Below are 18,272 nucleotides of genomic sequence, written 5' to 3' on the forward strand. Positions count from 1 at the left end.
AGAGCGGAAAGGGTCCACCGGGCGGCGGCCCGGTGGGCCCTTTTCGCGTGTTCCGCGTTTTCCGGCCCTGCCGGAGGCCGACAATGAGGGCATGAGTCAGCAGGGCGCGGACGACTGGTGGCAGAAGCTGTACGAGGACCCGGACGCGGGACCGGAGGCGGATCCGGGGGACACCCTGGACCACCGGTTCCGCTCGGCGGCCGTCCTGGTGACGCAGGCACAGGACCCGCCCGGGGCACCGGGCGCCCCGCCCGGGGCCCCGCCCGGACCACCCGCCGGGGAGCACCCCCCGCAGGACGCCCTGCTCCCGTCCCCCCGCCGCTCCCTGCCGCCCGAGCCCCGGGTGGCCCCGGCGCCGGCGCCCGCGCCCGTACCGCCGCCCCCTCCGCTGCCGCCGGCCCCGGCCGTTGCTCCGGCCGTTGCTCCGGGCGCGCCTCCCGCCGCGCCCCCGCCGGTTTCACCGCCCCCGCCCGTACCGCCGCCCCCGCCCGTGCGGTCGCCCGCGGCCCCGGAGCAGCAGGGGGCGCTGCCACCGCCGCGGGATCCGCGGGCGGGCGGGGCCACCGGGTATGCGCTCGGGGGCGTCGACGTGCCGCCGGTGCCTGCGCCGCGACCGTCCGCTCCGCGGGGGCGCGCGCCGCAGGAGGAGGCTCCGGCCGGGGCGCCGCCCGTACCGGCCCCGCCGCCCCCGCCCGCCGCCCCGACAGACCGGCACCGGGTGCAGCACCTCGGCGACCGCGCCCCCACCTACGCGGCCGAACCCGGCGCGCTGCCGCCCGCCGATCCCGCCGCGCTCGACGGCCTGGTCCCCGACACGGTCCTGGAGGGGGCCCGCTACGGCACCTACACCCTGCGCGCCGCCTCCCTGCGCGGGGACTCCGCCCGCTTCCGCGGCGAGGCCCGCCGGGACTTCCTGCTCACCGCCCGCTTCGGCGCCGGGGACGAAGCCCTCGTCCTCGTCGTCCTGGCCGGCGGGGACCGGGCCGCCCCCGGGGCCGCCGAGGTGTGCCGCACGGTCGCCGCCGCCGTCGGCCGCAGCCGGGAGCGGCTCGCCGAGGACATCAGGGCCGGGCGCCGCGACGCCCTGCGCTCCGGGCTCCAGCGGCTCACCGACCGCGGCTACGGACGGCTGCGCGCCCGCGCCGCCGAGCTGGGGCTGCCGCAGGAGGCGTACACCGCGGGGCTGCGCGGGCTGCTGCTGCCGGTGGACCCCCGCTGCCGGACCCGGGTGAGCTTCGGCACGGGCGCCGGCGGCCTGTTCCGCCTCCGGTCGGGCCAGTGGCAGGACCTGGAGCCGCAACCTGCCGCAGCACCGCCCGGACCGGCCGGCGACGCGGGGGCGGAGTTCCGCTTCCGGGCCTCGGTGGCCCGGCCCGGGGACGCCCTGCTGCTGTGCTCCGGCGGCCTGGCCGAGCCGATGCGGGAGGAGGCCGGCCTGCCCGCGGCACTCGCGGCGCGCTGGTCCGAGCCGGAGCCGCCGGGCCTCGCGGCCTTCCTCGCCGACACCCAGCTGCGCCTCAAGGGGTATGCCGACGACCGCACGGCCGCCGCCGTCTGGGAGGCGTAACCGGCGCGGACGTGGCTGGATGGGAGGCACACACAGCGCAGGACCGGCCGGCAGGCACCGGACGGAGACCGGGAAGGGCGCACCCCCCATGGCCAAGCAGAACGTGGCGGAGCAGTTCGTCGACATCCTTGTGCGCGCCGGTGTGCGCCGGATGTACGGAGTCGTCGGCGACAGCCTCAACCCCGTCGTGGACGCGATCCGCCGGACGGACGGCATCGACTGGATCCAGGTCCGCCACGAGGAGACGGCCGCGTTCGCGGCCGGCGCCGAGGCACAGGTCACCGGCCGCCTCGCGGCCTGCGCCGGCTCCTGCGGACCGGGGAACCTGCACCTGATCAACGGGTTGTACGACGCCCACCGCTCGATGGCCCCGGTCCTCGCGCTCGCCTCGCAGATCCCCTCCTCGGAGATCGGCCTGGGCTACTTCCAGGAGACGCACCCCGACCGGCTGTTCACCGAGTGCAGCCACTACAGCGAACTGATCTCCAACCCGCGGCAGATGCCGCGGGTGCTGCAGAGCGCCATCCAGCACGCCGTCGGCCGCAGCGGGGTCGGCGTGGTCGCGCTGCCGGGGGACATCGCGGCCCAGCCCGCCCCGGACAAGACGGTGGAGCACGCCCTGGTCACCACCCGGCCCTCGGTGCGCCCGGGCGAGAGCGAGATCGAGAAGCTGGTCCGCCTCGTCGACGAGGCGGACAAGGTCACCCTGTTCTGCGGCAGCGGCACCGCCGGAGCCCACGCCGAAGTGATGGAGTTCGCCGGCCGGGTCAAAGCGCCCGTCGGGCACGCACTGCGCGGCAAGGAATGGATCCAGTACGACAATCCGTACGACGTCGGCATGAGCGGCCTGCTCGGCTACGGAGCGGCCTACGAGGCCACCCACGAGTGCGACCTGCTCGTCCTGCTCGGCACGGACTTCCCCTACAACGCCTTCCTCCCCGACGACGTGAAGATCGTCCAGGTGGACATCCGCCCCGAGCACCTGGGCCGCCGCTCGAAGCTGGACCTCGCCGTCTGGGGCGACGTACGGGAGACCCTGCGCGCCCTGAACGCCCGGGTGAAGGCCAAGACGGACCGGCGGTTCCTGGACCGGATGCTGAAGAAGCACGCCGACGCCCTGGAGGGGGTGGTGAAGGCCTACACGCGCAAGGTGGAGAAGCACACGCCCCTCCACCCCGAGTACGTGGCGGCCGTGCTCGACGAACTCGCCGACGAGGACGCCGTGTTCACCGTCGACACCGGCATGTGCAATGTCTGGGCCGCGCGCTATCTTTCGCCGAACGGCAAGCGCCGCATCATCGGCTCCTTCAGCCACGGCTCCATGGCGAACGCCCTGCCGCAGGCCATCGGCGCACAGTTCACCGACCGGGGACGTCAAGTGGTGTCGATGTCCGGTGACGGCGGCTTCTCGATGCTGATGGGAGATTTCCTCACCCTGGTGCAGTACGACCTCCCCGTCAAAGTGGTCCTCTTCAACAACTCCTCGCTCGGAATGGTCGAGTTGGAGATGTTGGTTTCCGGCCTCCCCTCGTACGGGACCACGAACCGGAATCCCGACTTCGCGGCGATCGCCCGCGCGGCGGGCGCCTACGGTGTCCGCGTCGAGAAGCCCAAGCAGCTCACTGCGGCATTGAAGGATGCGTTCCGGCACCCGGGACCCGCTCTCGTGGACGTGGTGACGGACCCCAACGCCCTGTCCATTCCGCCGAGGATCAGCGCGGAGATGGTGACCGGATTCGCCCTGTCCGCCAGCAAGATCGTGCTGGACGGGGGAGTGGGCCGCATGGTCCAGATGGCTCGATCCAACCTGCGCAACGTCCCGCGCCCCTGAGTCCGAAGGAGTGCGGAACGGCTCAAGGGGCAAGCATCCCGTAGAGCTGTTCGAGTGCAATGACACGGGGGAGGGCATCGCCGTGCGGGTGGGGGCGCAGACCGGGAAGCTGTGGAAGAGGGGCAGGCCCGTACCGCGGGAACCGTCGACGGGCGAGGACGGGGCGGTGGCGGGCACGGCGCGGATCACCCGGAGCGTGCGCCGCTCCGATCTCACCGCGGTCGCCGACGTACGCAGGGCGTTACGGGAGTTGCTGGGCCGCCACCGCTGCGACGGGGACACCGCCGCGGTGGCGGAACTGCTGATCACCGAACTGGTCACCAACGCCCTCGTGCACACCGACCGGGGTGCAGAGGTGTCCGCGAGCCTGGCCGCCACCCGGCTCCGGGTGGAGGTCCGGGACCGTTCCGCATGCAGGCCCCGGCCGTACGTACCGACCGCCGACGACGGTACGCACGGCCGGGGCCTCATGCTGGTGCAGGCGCTCGCCGACGCCTGGGGCGTGGACGCACCGCCCCTGGGCAGCGGGAAAGTGGTGTGGTTCGAACTGGACGGCGGGCCCGCCTGAACGGCGGGCCCTGCGCGGCCGGTCGGCCGGTTCAGCCGAACTGCTGCTCCAGGTCCTTCAGTTTGCGCTCCAGGGAGTCGAGCCGGGGGATGGTCTGGGTGTCGTCCTCGGCGGTGAGGTCCACCGTCCGGGGGCCGGTGACGGCCGGGTCAGCGGATTCGGTCCCGCTGACGGCCTGCAGGGAGGGCCGGCGGCGCAGGGGTGGCAGAAGTCCCGGTTCCGCTATGGCCGGCTCCGCGCCGACCGGCGCGGAGCCCGAACCGGGGGCCAGCCCCGGCATGTCGCCCTCGCGGGCACGAGCCCGCCCGAACGCCCGGTTCTGCCGGCCCAGTGCCTTGATGTGGGCGCGGTCCAGACGGTGCTGCTCGCGCCGGCGGTGCCGGTCGTTCTCCTTCTCCTTCTTGTCCTCGCGTACCTCGTCCACGGCCTCGTCGAGGGTGCGCACCCCCTCCAGCAGCATGAGCGACCACGCGCCGAAGGTCTCCCGGGGCGCCCGCAGCCAGCGGACCATCCGGATCTGGGGCAGCGGACGCGGGATCAGGCCCTGCTCGCGCAGTGCCGCCCGGCGGGTCTGCTTGAGGGCCCGGTCGAAGAGGACGGCGGCCGAGAGCGACATCCCCGCGAAGAACTGCGGCGCCCCGTCGTGGCCGAGGCCCCGCGGCGCGTGCACCCAGTTGAACCAGGCGGCCGCACCGGCGAACAGCCAGACCAGCATGCGGGAGCCGAGGGCCGCGTCGCCGTGGCTCGCCTCACGGACGGCGAGCACCGAGCAGAACATGGCGGCGCCGTCGAGCCCGAAGGGGACGAGGTACTCCCAGCCCCCGGAGAGGTTCAAGTTTTGCCGGCCGAAGCCGACCAGGCCGTGGAAGGAGAGGGCGGCGGCGACCGCCGCGCAGCAGAAGAGCAGGACGTACGAGGCCGTCCCGTAGACGGCCTCCTTGCGGCGCCGCCGCTCCTCGCTGCGTTCCCAGCTGTCCTCGGCGGCGGCCTTCTCGCTCTCGCGCTTGCCCCGGGCCAGCACTGCAACTGCCGCAAGCACGCCCAGGATCAGCAGGCTGCCGGGCAGCAGCCAGTCCAGCGATATGTCGGTCAGTCTCATGCGGATGTCCCTTGCCTCGCGAATGCGGCGTTCCGGGCGCCATAGTGGCGCAGCCGGTCCGCCGTGCACGCGGGTTTCGGTGCAAGTGGACGCCAACGGGGGGCGGGGCCCGCCGGATAGGGTGTTGTCTCTCGAACTGGCGCCCGTACGAGCCGAGTTGTGTTCGACTGTGGTCACCCGACCGGGTGGGTTCAGCCGGTGGCGGCCCCCGTGAGGCGGGCGATGCGGTCCGCGTCGCAGGTCCGGGGGCAGGTGCCGCAGGTCTCCTCCGGCCGGATCGTGTAGAAGAAGCAGCAGCTGGCCCGGTCCCGGGTGGGCAGTTCGGAGCCGTCGGGGGCGGTCAGGGCGCGGAAGCCCGCGCCCCCCGTGAAGGGCGCCGTGGACCCGGGCAGCAAGGCCTCCAGTTCGGCCATGGCGCCCCGCTCGTCGCCGAGCAGCTGCCCGATGTACCAGAGCCCCTCGACCACGTCGTCGGTGACCATGCCCCACAGGGCGCGCCGGCCGCGCCGCATCCGCGGGCCGAACCCCTCCAGCACGGGCGTGAGGTGCCCGGCCAGCGCGACCCGCACCTCCGCCCGCAGCGCCTCCTCGTCCGGCACCACCCGGGCCCCGGGCAGGTCGGCCGCCGGGTCGTCCGGCAGGCAGGCGAATTCCTCGACGCGCACCGCCATGCGGCCGAGGGTCCGGTGGTGGGCCACCTGGGTGACGGGGAGCCGGGGGACCCGCCTCAGCAGCAGCCACGGGACGGTGATCAGCAGGCAGGCCGGCCATGCGTACCGGTGCAGGCCGAAACCCGCGATCACATCGGGGCGGCCCTGCGTGCCGTAGTCCCTCAGCACCTGGGCCTCGTCCCAGGCGAGGAAGGCGTCGAGGGCGGGCCCGCCCCCGGCGAGTTCGTCCGCGCCGACCCACCCCGCACCGCGAGGGGCCGGGTCGTGCGCGGCGAGCTCGACGACCTGCAGTCCTCCGTACGCCTGCGCCAGGCGGGCGTAAGCCTCCGCCACCGGAGAGCCGGCCGGGGCGGAGGGGACGTCCAGGGCGGGGGGCACGAGAGTGACGGTCATGCGAGGACCACCGAATCCACGATCGTTAACAGGTAAGCCTTACCTTACCCGATCTCCGTGAGGCCGTATCCTCGGGGCAGCCCGAGACCCGCACCCCGGAGGAGTACCGCGTGCACGACACGGCCCGAGCCCCCCTGCCGGGACAGCGGCGGAAGGTGTTGCGCCATTCGGTGCGCGGACAGGTCCTGGACGCCCTGCGCACGGCCCTGCTGGAGGGCGAGCTCGCCCCCGGGGAGATCCACTCGGGGCCCGCGCTGGGGGAGCGCTTCGGGGTCTCGGCCACGCCCGTCCGGGAGGCCATGCAGCAGCTGGCGCTGGAGGGGGCCGTGGAGTGCCTGCCCAACCGGGGCTTCCGGGTGCTGGCCCGCACCCCGCGGGAGCGAGCGGAGCTGGCCGAGGTCCGCGCCCTGTTGGAGGTGCCCGTCCTGCTGCGGCTGGCCGCCGCACTGCCCGCGCAGGCCTGGGAGGCGCTGCGCCCCGCGGCCGCCGCGGCTCACGACGCGGCCGCGGCGGGGGACCTCGCGGCGTACCTGGAGGCGGACCGGGCCTTCCACCGCGAGGTGCTGGCGCTCGCGGACAACGGGCAGCTGGTCGAGGTGGCCGAGCAGCTCCACCGCCGCGCGCAGTGGCCCCTGCCGGGCGCGGCACGGGTCCGGCAGGCCGAACTGGTAGCCGATGCGGCGCAGCACTCGGCGCTGCTGGCGGCCCTCGCCGCCCGGGACCTGCCGGCGGTGGAGTCCCTGCTCCGGGTCCACTACGCGGGCGCCGCCCGCTGACCCCTGCCGCAGACCCGCGCCGGGACTCCCCGGGCGGGAGCCCGGCAACGCGCCGAGGCGCCGTACCGGGCGGGCGGGGCCCGGCGCGATCCGACGGCGACGGGCGCCTACGCGACGGGCGACGGGGCCGGAGCCTGGAGCTGGTCGGCGAGCCAGGTCGGGATGCCGCCCAGCAGGTGGAACAGGCGGCGAGCCTCCGCCCGCAGGCGGGCGGCCTCCGGTTCGGGCTCCGCCTCGGCCAGGGCGGCCAGTGCGGGCGCCGTGCCGACCAGGAAGCCCAGCTCCTCGCGGATGCGCAGGGACTCCGTGAAGCCCTTGCGGGCCTCCGCCACTTCGCCGTCCCGCAGGGCCAGCGCCGCCAGGTGCCGCCAGGTGAACGACAGCAGCAGGGTGTCCCCGTGCTCCACCGCGCCCGCATGGGCCCGGCGGTACGCCGGACGCGCCGACTGCGGGGCGTCCGCCAGGTGCTCGGCGACCAGGCCCCGGCGGAAGTCCAGCAGCGGCCGGGTCCGGGAGCCCGGTGACAGCAGGGCGGCCGCCCGGCCCAGCGCCGAACGGGCCTCGTCCGCCCGGTCGCGGACCCCGAGCACGGTGGCGGCGTAGGCCAGCTGACCCCGCTCGCACGCGGCTGCGCCCCGGTCGTCGTCGTTCCGGGCGACCGCCTCGGCGGTCCGCAGCGCGTCCTCGGCCTCGGACCAGCCCTGCCCGGTGAACAGACACCGCTCGACCAGCAGCGCGGTCCGCTGCACGGCCGCTCCGGCGTCGTGCACATGCGGCGTCAGCAGCGCCGCGGCGTCGGTCCAACAGCCACGCGAACGCAGCCGCCATATCGCCCGCTGGAGGGGGTCGTCTCCCCCGGTAGATCCGGCACCGGACATGGCGGTGTCCGCCACATTGCCCTCCCCAAAGCAACCAAGCCGCACATCATTGGGCCCTGGGGCGAAATGAGAGCACGGATCGGCGGCTCCGGCCAAGGGGTCGGGTGAACTCTTTCACAAAGTCCGGACGGATCATCAGCGGCCCCCGGTCCCGCCCGTGCGGCCGGGGGGCGGATCTGCTCAGCTCATCCGCAGTGCGAGGAAGAAGTCGAGCTTGTCCTCCAGCCGGGACAGGTCCCGGCCCGTCAACTGCTCGATTCGCCCCACCCGGTAGCGCAGCGTGTTGACGTGCAGGTGCAGGCGGGTCGCGCAGCGGGTCCACGACCCGTCGCAGTCGAGGAAGGCCTCCAGTGTCGGGATGAGCTCCGCCCGGTGGCGGCGGTCGTAGTCCCGCAACGGGTCCAGCAGCCGGGCGGTGAAGGCGCGCCGCACGTCGTCCGGCACGAACGGCAGCAGCAGCACGTGCGAGGCCAGCTCGTGGTGGCCGGCGGCGCAGACCCGGCCCGGGCGGGCCGCGGCGACCCGGCGGGCGTGCCGGGCCTCCTCCAGCGCCCCCCGCAGCCCCTCCGCGGAGTGCACGGCCGCGCTGACGCCCAGGGTCAGCCGGCCGTCGTCCGCCAGACCGGCCGCCAGGGGGTCCCGTACGCCCGCCAGCAGCACGTCGGCGTGCAGGGCCGAATCCGGTCCCTTGTCCTCCCCGGCTTCCCCGGAGAGCGCGGGCAGCGGTACCAGGGCGATGGCCTCGTCACCCGCATGGGCCACCGCGATCCGGTCCGAGGGCTCGGGCCCGGAGACCGACGGGTCGACGAGGATCTCCTCCAGCAGGGACTGGGCCACCGGGCCGCCGGCGATGTCGCCGTTGTCCCAGTCCACCCGGGCCACCACGACCTGCCAGTGCGGCGCGGTGCCCAGCCCGGGCAGCAGCACCGGGGCGGCCACCCGCAGACGGGCGGCGATCTCGGCGGGCGGCGCACCCGTCTGGACCAGCTCCAGCACCTCCTGCGCCAGGCGGCGCCGCACCGTGCGGGCCGCATCGCGCCGGTCGCGCTCCACGGCGATCAGCTGGGTGACGCCCTGGAGCAGGTCCAGGCGCTCGGCGGGCCAGTCGCCCGCGTCGGCCTCGACGGCCAGCAGCCAGTCGGAGAGGACCGTCTCGCGCACGTCCCGGGCCACGGTCCCGGCCGCGCCGCGGCCGTGTCCCCTGATCGGGAAGAGCGAGTAGGTAATACCCTGAATGGAGATCCGGTGCGGGCCCCTGCGGCCGGTCCGGACCGCCGCGAGGTGTTCGCTCGCCAGGGCCGCGCACACGCCCGGAGCCAGCGGCTCGCCCGCCCCGGCGATCTGCCGGCCCGTGGGGGAGAGCACCCAGGCCCGGAGATCGAGGTCGGTGGTGAGCAGATCCAGCACGACGTCGGGGCCACCGCCCGCGGGACCCGAGGTCATGAGGCGGCGGTGGCGGTCCACGACGGCCGCGAGATCGCCTGCCCGCTCACCGGACACCTGGCGCACGACGTACTCGGTGATCGTGGCGAATGCAACGTCTTCGTTCACGGCGAACAACGGCAGCCGGTTGCGCACGCAGGCCGAGACCAGGTCGTCGGGGATGTCGCCCAGCTCCGCCTCGCCCGCGGCCAGCCCCGCCACGCCCGCGCCCGCCAGGATTCGTACGAACGGCTCGGAGTCGGCCGAATTCCTACGCCAGGCCAGCCCGGTGAGGACGAGCTCGCCCCCGGACAGGTACCGGCTGGGATCGCGCAGGTCGGTCGTCATGACCCCGCGGACCGTCCGGTCGAGTTCTTCCTCGCCGCCGAGCAGCCGCAGCCCCAGCGCCTCGGTTTCCAGCAGTGCGCGCAGCCGCATGGTGTCGCCGCCGATCTGTCTCGAATGTTGCCGTTGGAAATCGGGCAGGTCGTCGCATCCTGCCTTTCATACGAATCTACAAGACGAGGGAGGCCGCCAGCCAACTCCTTCATGGTTTCGGTGACTGCACCCGGGGGACGCGCGGCTTGTGTACTGACTCCACACCGCGTTAACAGCACGTGAACGACCAGTCGAGGGCCGTTGGGCCTCCTGGCTTGAAGTGAACGACACGATGAAGAAGAAGAGAGCCGCTCATGGACTTCCTTCGCCCCGCCAGCTGGGAGGAGGCGCTCGCCGCTAAGGCCGAGTTCCCCACAGCTGTGCCGATTGCGGGTGGCACCGACGTGATGGTCGAGATCAACTTCGACCACCGCCGGCCGGAGTACCTCCTGGACCTGAACCGCATCGGTCTCCTGCGGGAGTGGGAGGTCGGCGAGGACGTGGTCCGTCTGGGCGCCTCCGTCCCGTACACGCAGATCATGGAGAACCTCCGCACGGAACTGCCGGGTCTCGCGCTCGCCTCGCACACGGTCGCGTCCCCCCAGATCCGCAACCGCGGCGGTGTCGGCGGCAACCTCGGTTGCGCCTCCCCGGCGGGCGACTCGCACCCGGCGCTGCTCGCAGCGGGCGCCGAGGTCGAGGTGGAGTCCGTACGCGGCTCCCGCCTGATCCCGATCGACGAGTTCTACACCGGCGTCAAGCGCAACGCGCTCGCCGCCGACGAGCTCATCAAGACCGTCCACGTCAAGAAGGCGGACGGACCCCAGCAGTACTCCAAGGTCGGCTCCCGCAACGCGATGGTCATCGCGGTCTGCGCGTTCGGCCTGGCGCTGCACCCGCAGACCCGCTCCGTGCGCACCGGAATCGGTTCGGCCGCGCCGACCCCGATCCGGGCCAAGGCCGCGGAGGAGTTCCTGAACGCCGCGCTCGAGGAGGGCGGCTTCTGGGAGTCCGGCAAGGTCATCACCCCGTCGATCGCCAAGCAGTTCGGTGACCTCGCCTCCGGCGCGGCCAACCCGATCGACGACGTCCGCGGCACGGCGAAGTACCGCCGTCACGCGGTTGGCATCATGGCTCGCCGCCAGCTCGTCTGGACCTGGGAGCAGTACCGCGGCACCACCGGCCGCTCGCTTGAAGGGGCTGCGTAATCATGCGCGTCAATTTCACTGTCAACGGCCGTCAGCAGGAAGCGGACGACGTCTGGGAGGGCGAGTCCCTCCTGTACGTCCTGCGCGAGCGCATGGGCCTGCCGGGTTCGAAGAACGCCTGCGAGCAGGGCGAGTGCGGTTCCTGCACCGTCCGCCTCGACGGCGTGCCGGTCTGTTCGTGTCTGGTGGCCGCCGGCCAGGTCGAGGGTCGCGACGTCGTGACCGTCGAGGGCCTGGCGGAGTTCGCCAAGCAGCGCGAGGAGCACGGCCACGGCGGTGCCTGCGGCACCGGCGGCGGCTGCGGCAGCAAGGGCGGCGTCTCCCTGGACGCGGCCAAGCAGTGGCAGGCCAAGCCGGGCGACTCGCAGACCGGCGAGGGCGTCGAGCTGTCCACCATCCAGCAGGCGTTCATCGACGCCGGCGCCGTCCAGTGCGGTTTCTGCACCCCGGGCCTCCTGGTCCAGGCCGACGCCCTGCTGGAGGAGAACCCCTCCCCGTCCGACCAGGACATCCGCGAGTCCCTCTCCGGCAACCTGTGCCGCTGCACGGGCTACGAGAAGATCCTCGACGCGGTCCGCCTCGCGGCCGCCCGTCAGTCAGAGGCGGTCTGACCATGGCTCAGAACACCCGCACCGTGCCCGCCGGCGCCCCGACGAACGTCAGCCAGAAGCACACCAAGGGCGGCATCGGCGAGTCCACGCTCCGCCCGGACGGCACCCTCAAGGTCACCGGCGAGTTCGCGTACTCCTCGGACATGTGGCACGAGGACATGCTGTGGGGCCAGACCCTGCGCAGCACCGTCGCCCACGCCGAGATCGTCTCCATCGACATCTCCGAGGCGCTGGCCATGCCCGGCGTCTACTCGGTGCTGACGTACGACGACCTGCCGGCCGAGATGAAGAACTACGGCCTGGAGATCCAGGACACCCCGGTGCTCGCCAACGGCCGGGTGCGCCACCACGGCGAACCGGTCGCCCTGATCGCGGCCGACCACCCGGAGACCGCGCGCCGCGCGGCCGCCAAGATCAAGATCGACTACCGGGAGCTGCCGCTCGTCACGGACGAGGCCTCCGCCCTCGCCGAGGGCGCGCCGCTGATCCACGAGAACCGCGACGACCACCACATCGGCCACGTCCCGCACCCGAACATCGTGCACCGCCAGCCGATCATCCGCGGCAACGTGGAAGAGGCCCGCAAGCGCGCCGATGTGATCGTCGAGGGCGAGTACACCTTCGGCATGCAGGACCAGGCCTTCCTCGGCCCGGAGTCCGGCCTGGCCGTGCCCTCCGAGGACGGCGGCGTCGAGCTGTACGTGGCCACCCAGTGGCTGCACTCGGACCTCCAGCAGATCGCCCCGGTCCTGGGCCTCCCGCCGGAGAAGGTCCGCATGACGCTCTCGGGCGTCGGCGGTGCCTTCGGCGGCCGCGAGGACATCTCGATGCAGATCCACGCGTGCCTCCTGGCGCTGGCCACCAACAAGCCGGTCAAGATCGTCTACAACCGGTTCGAGTCCTTCTTCGGCCACGTGCACCGCCACCCGGCGAAGCTCTACTACGAGCACGGCGCCACCAAGGACGGCAAGCTCACGCACATGAAGTGCAAGATCGTCCTGGACGGCGGCGCGTACGCGTCGGCCTCCCCGGCGGTCGTGGGCAACGCCTCCTCCCTCTCGGTGGGTCCCTACGTCCTGGAGGACGTGGACATCGAGGCGATCGCGCTCTACACGAACAACCCGCCCTGCGGCGCGATGCGCGGCTTCGGCGCCGTCCAGGCCTGCTTCGCGTACGAGGCCCAGATGGACAAGCTCGCGGCGAAGCTGGGCATGGACCCGGTCGAGTTCCGCCAGCTCAACGCCATGGAGATGGGTACGGTCATGCCGACCGGCCAGGTCGTGGACGCCCCGGCGCCCGTCGCCGAGCTGCTGCGCCGGGTCAAGGCCCGCCCGCTGCCGCCCGAGCGCCAGTGGGAGTCGGCCGGCGAGGGCGCGGACGTCCGCGCGCTGCCCGGCGGCCTGTCCAACACCACGCACGGCGAAGGCGTCGTCCGGGGCGTCGGCTACGCGGTCGGCATCAAGAACGTCGGCTTCTCCGAGGGCTTCGACGACTACTCGACCGCCCGCGTGCGGCTCGAGGTCATCAACGGCGAGGCCGTCGCGATGGTCCACACGGCCATGGCGGAGGTCGGCCAGGGCGGCATCACCGTCCACGCGCAGATCGCCCGCACGGAGCTGGGCGTCACGCAGGTGACCATCCACCCGGCCGACACCCAGGTCGGCTCCGCCGGTTCCACGTCCGCCTCGCGGCAGACGTACATGACCGGCGGCGCGGTGAAGAACACCTGTGAGGCGGTCCGCGAGGCCCTGCTGGAGATCGGCCGCCGCAAGAACGGCTCGTACCACCCGGCCTGGGCCACGGCCGAGCTGCTGCTCGAAGGCGGGAAGGTCGTCACCGACGGCGGCGAGGTCCTCGCGGACATCGCCGACATCCTCGAGGACGAGGCCATCGACCTCGAACTCGAGTACCGCCACCACCCGACCGTCCCCTTCGACCTGGTCACCGGCCAGGGCAACGGCCACGTCCAGTACACCTTCGCCGCGCACCGCGCGGTGGTCGAGGTGGACACCGAGCTGGGCCTGGTCAAGGTCGTCGAGCTGGCGACCGCCCAGGACGTCGGCAAGGCGCTGAACATGCTCTCCGTGGTCGGCCAGATCCAGGGTGGCACCACCCAGGGCCTCGGCGTCGCGATCATGGAAGAGATCATCGTGGACCCGAAGACCGCGAAGGTGCGCAACCCCTCCTTCACGGACTACCTGATCCCGACCATCCTCGACACCCCGACCATCCCGGTCGACGTCCTGGAGCTCGCCGACCCGAAGGCGCCGTACGGCCTGCGCGGAATGGGCGAGGCCCCGACCCTCTCGTCCACCCCGGCGGTCATCGCGGCGATCCGCCAGGCGACCGGTCTGGACATCACCAAGACGCCGATCCGTCCGGAAGCCCTCACCGGCACCCTCTAGGACGGCGTGGTCCGGGGGCCGCGAGGCCCCCGGACCCCCACGGACTCTCCGGGCGGTGCGACATGGGAACGTCACACTTCGCAGGCACCGCCCGGAGTACACGGAGTACCGCACCGCTCGCGGTCCGCTTCACGGCAGTACCCCTGCAAAAACCCGCCAGAGTACCAAGCGGTAACCCCCGCAGTACCCGCAGTACACGCAGTGCACATCTCGCGTCGCCTCGGGCCGTCACCCCGGGTCGTGCAGCCAACGCAACCCAAATCCCGCAATCTCCAATCCCCACGCGGGTGCCCCTTTGAACCTTGGGAGTTAGGCACCATGACCCAGTCGTCTGTGGAGCCCAAGACCACCGCGGAAGAGGCCGGCGACGGCTCTCTCACCCCCGCGGGCCGCTCTTGGCTCGACCGGTACTTTCACATAACCCACAGAGGATCCAACGTCGGCAACGAAGTGCGTGGCGGTATCACGACCTTCATGGCCATGGCGTACATCCTCCTGCTCAACCCCCTGCTGCTGTCGGGCAAGGACGTCGCGGGCACCGTGATGGACGGATCGGCGATCATCACCGCCACCGCCTTCGCCGCGGCCGTCACCACACTGCTCATGGGCTTCGTCGGCAAGGTGCCGCTCGCCCTCGCCGCCGGCCTCTCCGTGTCCGGCGTGCTCGCCTCGCAGGTCGCCCCGCAGATGACCTGGCCGCAGGCCATGGGCATGTGCGTGGTGTACGGCGTCGTGATCTGTCTCCTGGTCGTCACCGGCCTCCGCGAGATGATCATGAACGCGATCCCCCTCGCGCTCAAGCACGCCATCACCATGGGCATCGGCCTCTTCGTGGCCCTCATCGGCTTCTTCAAGGCCGGCTTCGTGGGCAAGGGTCCGGAGTTCGGTCCCCCCGTCCAGCTCGGTGCGGTCGGTGAGCTGTCCGGCTGGCCCGTGCTGCTCTTCGCCCTCACCCTGATCGCCATCTTCATGCTCCAGGCCCGCAAGGTGCCCGGCGCGATCCTGATCGGCATCGTCGGCGGCACCGTGCTGGCCGCGATCCTCAACGCCATCGTCGACATCGACCCCAAGGCCTGGAAGAACGGTCCGCCGGAGCTCGACGGCTCGGCGATCTCGATGCCGAACTTCTCCCTCTTCGGCGATGTCTCCTTCGGCGGCTGGGGCGACGTCGGCTACATGACGGTCGGCATGATCGTCTTCACCCTGGTGCTGGCCGGCTTCTTCGACGCCATGGCGACCATCATCGGTGTCGGCACCGAGGCCAAGCTGGCCGACGACAAGGGCCGTATGCCGGGTCTGTCGAAGGCGCTCTTCATCGACGGCGCCGGTGGCGCCATCGGCGGCGTCGCGGGCGGCTCCGGCCAGACCGTGTTCGTGGAGTCCGCGACCGGTGTCGGCGAGGGCGCCCGCACGGGCCTCGCCTCCGTGGTCACCGGCCTGTTCTTCGCCGCCTGCCTCTTCTTCACCCCGATCACGCAGATCGTCCCGGGTGAGGTCGCCTCCGCGGCCCTGGTCGTCATCGGCGCGATGATGATGCAGAACGCCCGCCACGTGGACTGGGCCGACAGCGCGACCGCCATCCCGGTCTTCCTGACGGTCGTGATCATGCCGTTCACCTACTCGATCACCGCAGGTGTCGCCGCGGGCGTCATCTCCTACGTCGCCATCAAGGTCGCTCAGGGCAAGGCCCGGGAGATCGGCGGCTTCATGTGGGCGCTGACCGGCATCTTCCTGGTGTTCTTCGCGCTCCACCCGATCGAGGGCTGGCTCGGGGTCGGCTGACCCGGACCGACCTGACCCGTACGAAGTACCGCATTCTCCACGTATCCGATACTGGACACCGAACCTCTCCGAGGAGGCCCCCATGCTGGACATCGCCGAAGAACTGAACCGGTGGGTCGAGCAGGGACGTGACTTCGCCGTCGCCACGGTCGTGGCGGTCGGCGGGAGCGCGCCCCGGCAGCCCGGAGCGGCCCTCGCCGTCGACAGTGAGGGAACCGCCATCGGCTCGGTCTCCGGCGGATGCGTGGAGGGTGCGGTGTACGAGCTGTGCCAGCAGGCGCTGGAGGACGGCGAAACCGTCCGGGAGCGCTTCGGCTACAGCGACGACGACGCCTTCGCCGTGGGCCTGACCTGCGGCGGCATCATCGACATCCTGGTGACCCCGGTCCCGGTGGACTCTCCCGTACGGGAGGTGTTCACGGCCGCCCTGGCCGCCGCCGCCGGCGGCGAGGCCGCCGCGGTGGCCCGGATCGCCGAGGGCCCGGCCGAGCTGATGGGCCGCGCGGTGCTCGTCCGTACCGGGGGCCCGTACGAGGGCGGCTTCGGCGGACACCCCGAGCTGGACCGCGCCGTCGCCGAAGAGGCCCGCGCCATGCTCGACGCGGGCAGGACCGGCGTGCTGGAGATCGGCGCCGACGGGCGGCTCTGCGGAGAGCCGCTGAAGGTGCTCGTCGAGTCCAGCGTCCCGCCCCCGCGGATGATCGTCTTCGGCGCCATCGACTTCGCGTCCGCCCTGGTGCGGATCGGCAAATTCCTCGGCTACCGGGTGACCGTGTGCGACGCGCGGCCCGTGTTCGCGACGAAGAACCGTTTCCCCGAGGCGGACGAGATCGTCGTCGACTGGCCGCACCGCTACCTCCAGGACACGGAGGTCGACGGCCGGACCGTCCTGTGCGTCCTCACCCACGACGCCAAGTTCGACGTGCCGCTCCTGGAGACGGCGCTGAAGCTGCCCGTCGCCTACGTCGGCGCCATGGGCTCCCGCCGCACCCACGAGGACCGCAACAAGCGGCTCCGCGAGGTCGGCGTGACCGAGCTCGAACTGGCCCGCCTGCGCTCCCCGATCGGCCTGGACCTCGGCGCCCGCTCCCCGGAGGAGACCGCGCTGTCCATCGCCGCCGAGATCGTGGCCAACCGCCGCGGCGGGAGCGGCGTGGCCCTCACCGGCGCGCACACCCCGATCCACCCCGACGTCTCTAACGCGGTGGTCGGCCGGATCGGCTCCGTCGCATGAAGAACACCGTCCGCTGACCGCGGCACGTGACCAAGGGCGCGCCCCCGCAGGGGTTGCGCCCTTGCGGCGTTCCGCCTATTTTACCGGCCGGTAACAGGAGGCAGTCTCTCCATCCCTTCCCCACAACGGAGTTGAACGGATGTCACGTACCCTCCGCACACTCGGCGTGCTCGCCGCGGCCGCCCTGCTCGCCGCAGCCGTGCCGGCCGCCGCAGCCCCCGCCCCCGGCGAAGGCCTGCGCGAGGTGCTGTTCGTCGGGAACAACTGGGAGGGGACCGCCGACGTCCTCGCCTCCACCGGGGACCTCGCCCGCGTAGGCCGGGTCAATGTGATCCCGGACAAGGCGGAACGCCTGTGGGAGATCCACCTCAACCCCGTCAAGCTGGCCTACTTCCTGGGCATCCGCGAGTCCGCCGGTGAGGGCCACGACCAGTTCGTGGACGACATGTTCACCACTCCGGACGGCTCCGCGGTCGTGGTCTCCCGGCCCAGCTTCGCCGATGTCGTCTCCATCGACCTCGCCTCCGGCCGCATCAACTGGCGCTTCCCCGTCGCCGGTTACCGTTCCGACCACATGGCCGTCTCCCCGGACGGCAAGCGCGTCGCGGTCTCGGCCTCGACCGCGAACACGGTGCACGTCCTGGACATCGCCGACGGCCGGCAGCTCGGCTCCTTCCCGACCGGCGACAAACCGCACGAGAACACCTTCAGCCGGGACGGCGCGCTCCTGTGGAACAGCTCGATCGGCGAGGTGAACACCGCCCTGGACGCGCCCTGGCTGGACTGGACGAAGGGCGACCGGAAGATCACCGTGGTCGACGCCCGGACCTTCCGCACGGTACGGGTGATCGACATGCGCCAGCGCCTCGACGCCTTCGGCCGCCCCGACCTGTCCGACGCGGTGCGCCCGGTGTCCTTCAGCCCCGACGATTCCACGCTGTACTTCCAGGTGTCGTTCTTCAACGGCTTCCTGGAGTACGACGTGGCCACCGACCGGATCACCCGCATCAAGACCCTCCCCGCGAACCCGGCCACCAGCTCCGACCGCACCACGTGGGTCAACGACTCCCGCCACCACGGCATGTCCATGAGCCCGGACGGCAGCAGACTGTGCGTGGCGGGCACGATGGACGACTACGCCACGGTCGTCGACCGTGCCACGCTCAGCGAGGGGCCCCTCGTGCCCGCGGTCAAGCCGTACTGGGCGACCGTGAACGGTGACGGGACGGCCTGCGTGATCTCCGAGAGCGGAGCCGACCGGGTCACCGCCATCGACTTCGCCACCGGCACCGCACGGGTCTCGGTTCCCGTGGGCGACCACCCCCAGCGGGTCCGCCTCGGCCGCGTCCCGGCGAACTGGACCGGGAGCGGGACGCGATCCTGAGTCCGGAGCCGGGACCCTGGGTACGGGGCCGGCTCCGGGGCCCGGAGCCGGCGCCCGGCCCGGGC

14 protein-coding genes are annotated in these 18,272 nt (G+C 72.5%); 10 read left to right on the forward strand and 4 right to left on the reverse strand.

Going from position 1 to position 18,272, the window contains the following annotated elements:
- The first annotated feature begins 91 nt into the window (after positions 1-91).
- The 3 genes from ACLJTM_RS31390 (at position 92) to ACLJTM_RS31400 (ending at position 3,966) form a co-directional block, all read left to right on the forward strand.
- Positions 92-1,567, forward strand: a complete 1,476-nt coding sequence (locus ACLJTM_RS31390) for a protein phosphatase 2C domain-containing protein (protein ID WP_411107165.1) — start codon at positions 92-94, stop codon at positions 1,565-1,567.
- Positions 1,568-1,655: 88 nt separating this feature from the next.
- Positions 1,656-3,398 (forward strand): pyruvate dehydrogenase, encoded by a 1,743-nt coding sequence (locus tag ACLJTM_RS31395; RefSeq protein WP_411107167.1) that lies wholly within the window; start codon positions 1,656-1,658, stop codon positions 3,396-3,398.
- 196 nt (positions 3,399-3,594) lie between these two features.
- On the forward strand, positions 3,595-3,966 hold the full coding sequence (locus tag ACLJTM_RS31400) for an ATP-binding protein (RefSeq protein WP_411107226.1): 372 nt from the start codon (positions 3,595-3,597) through the stop codon (positions 3,964-3,966).
- 31 nt (positions 3,967-3,997) lie between these two features.
- Here the strand turns inward: ACLJTM_RS31400 and ACLJTM_RS31405 are convergent, their stop codons facing one another.
- Positions 3,998-5,065 carry a DUF2637 domain-containing protein gene (locus ACLJTM_RS31405; protein WP_411107168.1) on the reverse strand — a complete coding sequence of 356 codons (1,068 nt, stop codon included), beginning with the start codon at positions 5,063-5,065 and terminating at the stop codon, positions 3,998-4,000.
- A 191-nt stretch (positions 5,066-5,256) separates the two neighbouring features.
- The gene (locus tag ACLJTM_RS31410) at positions 5,257-6,129 is read right to left on the reverse strand and encodes a (2Fe-2S)-binding protein (RefSeq protein WP_411107169.1); all 873 of its coding nucleotides are present in this window, start codon (positions 6,127-6,129) and stop codon (positions 5,257-5,259) included.
- A 110-nt stretch (positions 6,130-6,239) separates the two neighbouring features.
- Between ACLJTM_RS31410 and ACLJTM_RS31415 the strand changes: the two genes are divergently transcribed.
- Complete coding sequence (locus ACLJTM_RS31415; protein ID WP_411107170.1) at positions 6,240-6,905, forward strand: GntR family transcriptional regulator; 666 nt, start codon at positions 6,240-6,242, stop codon at positions 6,903-6,905.
- Between the two features lie 107 nt (positions 6,906-7,012).
- Here ACLJTM_RS31415 and ACLJTM_RS31420 read toward each other — a convergent pair whose 3' ends face one another.
- Positions 7,013-7,783 carry a hypothetical protein gene (locus tag ACLJTM_RS31420; protein WP_411107227.1) on the reverse strand — a complete coding sequence of 257 codons (771 nt, stop codon included), beginning with the start codon at positions 7,781-7,783 and terminating at the stop codon, positions 7,013-7,015.
- 180 nt (positions 7,784-7,963) lie between these two features.
- Positions 7,964-9,643, reverse strand: coding sequence for a PucR family transcriptional regulator (locus ACLJTM_RS31425; RefSeq protein ID WP_411107171.1), 1,680 nt, complete (start codon positions 9,641-9,643; stop codon positions 7,964-7,966).
- 254 nt (positions 9,644-9,897) lie between these two features.
- On the opposite strand from ACLJTM_RS31425, the gene ACLJTM_RS31430 reads away from it, so the two are divergent.
- The 6 genes from ACLJTM_RS31430 to ACLJTM_RS31455 all read left to right on the forward strand — a co-directional run bounded on the left by ACLJTM_RS31430 (position 9,898) and on the right by ACLJTM_RS31455 (position 18,207).
- Positions 9,898-10,791: an FAD binding domain-containing protein gene (locus tag ACLJTM_RS31430; RefSeq protein ID WP_411107172.1), complete on the forward strand. Its 894-nt coding sequence runs from the start codon at positions 9,898-9,900 to the stop codon at positions 10,789-10,791.
- Positions 10,792-10,793: 2 nt separating this feature from the next.
- Entirely contained in the window at positions 10,794-11,402 is a 609-nt protein-coding gene (locus tag ACLJTM_RS31435) for a (2Fe-2S)-binding protein (protein WP_411107173.1), read from the forward strand.
- 2 nt (positions 11,403-11,404) lie between these two features.
- On the forward strand, positions 11,405-13,807 hold the full coding sequence (locus tag ACLJTM_RS31440) for a xanthine dehydrogenase family protein molybdopterin-binding subunit (protein WP_411107174.1): 2,403 nt from the start codon (positions 11,405-11,407) through the stop codon (positions 13,805-13,807).
- A gap of 318 nt (positions 13,808-14,125) precedes the next feature.
- Positions 14,126-15,589, forward strand: coding sequence for an NCS2 family permease (locus ACLJTM_RS31445; RefSeq protein ID WP_411107175.1), 1,464 nt, complete (start codon positions 14,126-14,128; stop codon positions 15,587-15,589).
- Positions 15,590-15,671: 82 nt separating this feature from the next.
- Positions 15,672-16,823, forward strand: coding sequence for an XdhC family protein (locus ACLJTM_RS31450; RefSeq protein ID WP_411107176.1), 1,152 nt, complete (start codon positions 15,672-15,674; stop codon positions 16,821-16,823).
- A gap of 139 nt (positions 16,824-16,962) precedes the next feature.
- Entirely contained in the window at positions 16,963-18,207 is a 1,245-nt protein-coding gene (locus tag ACLJTM_RS31455) for a YncE family protein (RefSeq protein ID WP_411107177.1), read from the forward strand.
- The last annotated feature ends 65 nt before the right edge of the window (positions 18,208-18,272 follow it).

Source organism: Streptomyces sp. cmx-4-9, from assembly GCF_046548835.1.
In the GTDB taxonomy this organism is placed as follows: Bacteria; Actinomycetota; Actinomycetes; order Streptomycetales; family Streptomycetaceae; genus Streptomyces.

Excerpts from the sequence above, each read along its gene's own strand:
- ACLJTM_RS31390 (WP_411107165.1), top strand. The coding sequence starts at position 92 with ATGAGTCAGCAGGGCGCGGACGACTGGTGGCAGAAGCTGTACGAGGAC.
- ACLJTM_RS31395 (WP_411107167.1), top strand. The coding sequence starts at position 1,656 with ATGGCCAAGCAGAACGTGGCGGAGCAGTTCGTCGACATCCTTGTGCGC.
- ACLJTM_RS31405 (WP_411107168.1), bottom strand. The coding sequence starts at position 5,065 with ATGAGACTGACCGACATATCGCTGGACTGGCTGCTGCCCGGCAGCCTG.
- ACLJTM_RS31410 (WP_411107169.1), bottom strand. The coding sequence starts at position 6,129 with ATGACCGTCACTCTCGTGCCCCCCGCCCTGGACGTCCCCTCCGCCCCG.
- ACLJTM_RS31420 (WP_411107227.1), bottom strand. The coding sequence starts at position 7,783 with ATGTCCGGTGCCGGATCTACCGGGGGAGACGACCCCCTCCAGCGGGCG.
- ACLJTM_RS31425 (WP_411107171.1), bottom strand. The coding sequence starts at position 9,643 with ATGCGGCTGCGCGCACTGCTGGAAACCGAGGCGCTGGGGCTGCGGCTG.
- ACLJTM_RS31430 (WP_411107172.1), top strand. The coding sequence starts at position 9,898 with ATGGACTTCCTTCGCCCCGCCAGCTGGGAGGAGGCGCTCGCCGCTAAG.
- ACLJTM_RS31435 (WP_411107173.1), top strand. The coding sequence starts at position 10,794 with ATGCGCGTCAATTTCACTGTCAACGGCCGTCAGCAGGAAGCGGACGAC.
- ACLJTM_RS31440 (WP_411107174.1), top strand. The coding sequence starts at position 11,405 with ATGGCTCAGAACACCCGCACCGTGCCCGCCGGCGCCCCGACGAACGTC.
- ACLJTM_RS31445 (WP_411107175.1), top strand. The coding sequence starts at position 14,126 with ATGACCCAGTCGTCTGTGGAGCCCAAGACCACCGCGGAAGAGGCCGGC.
- ACLJTM_RS31450 (WP_411107176.1), top strand. The coding sequence starts at position 15,672 with ATGCTGGACATCGCCGAAGAACTGAACCGGTGGGTCGAGCAGGGACGT.
- ACLJTM_RS31455 (WP_411107177.1), top strand. The coding sequence starts at position 16,963 with ATGTCACGTACCCTCCGCACACTCGGCGTGCTCGCCGCGGCCGCCCTG.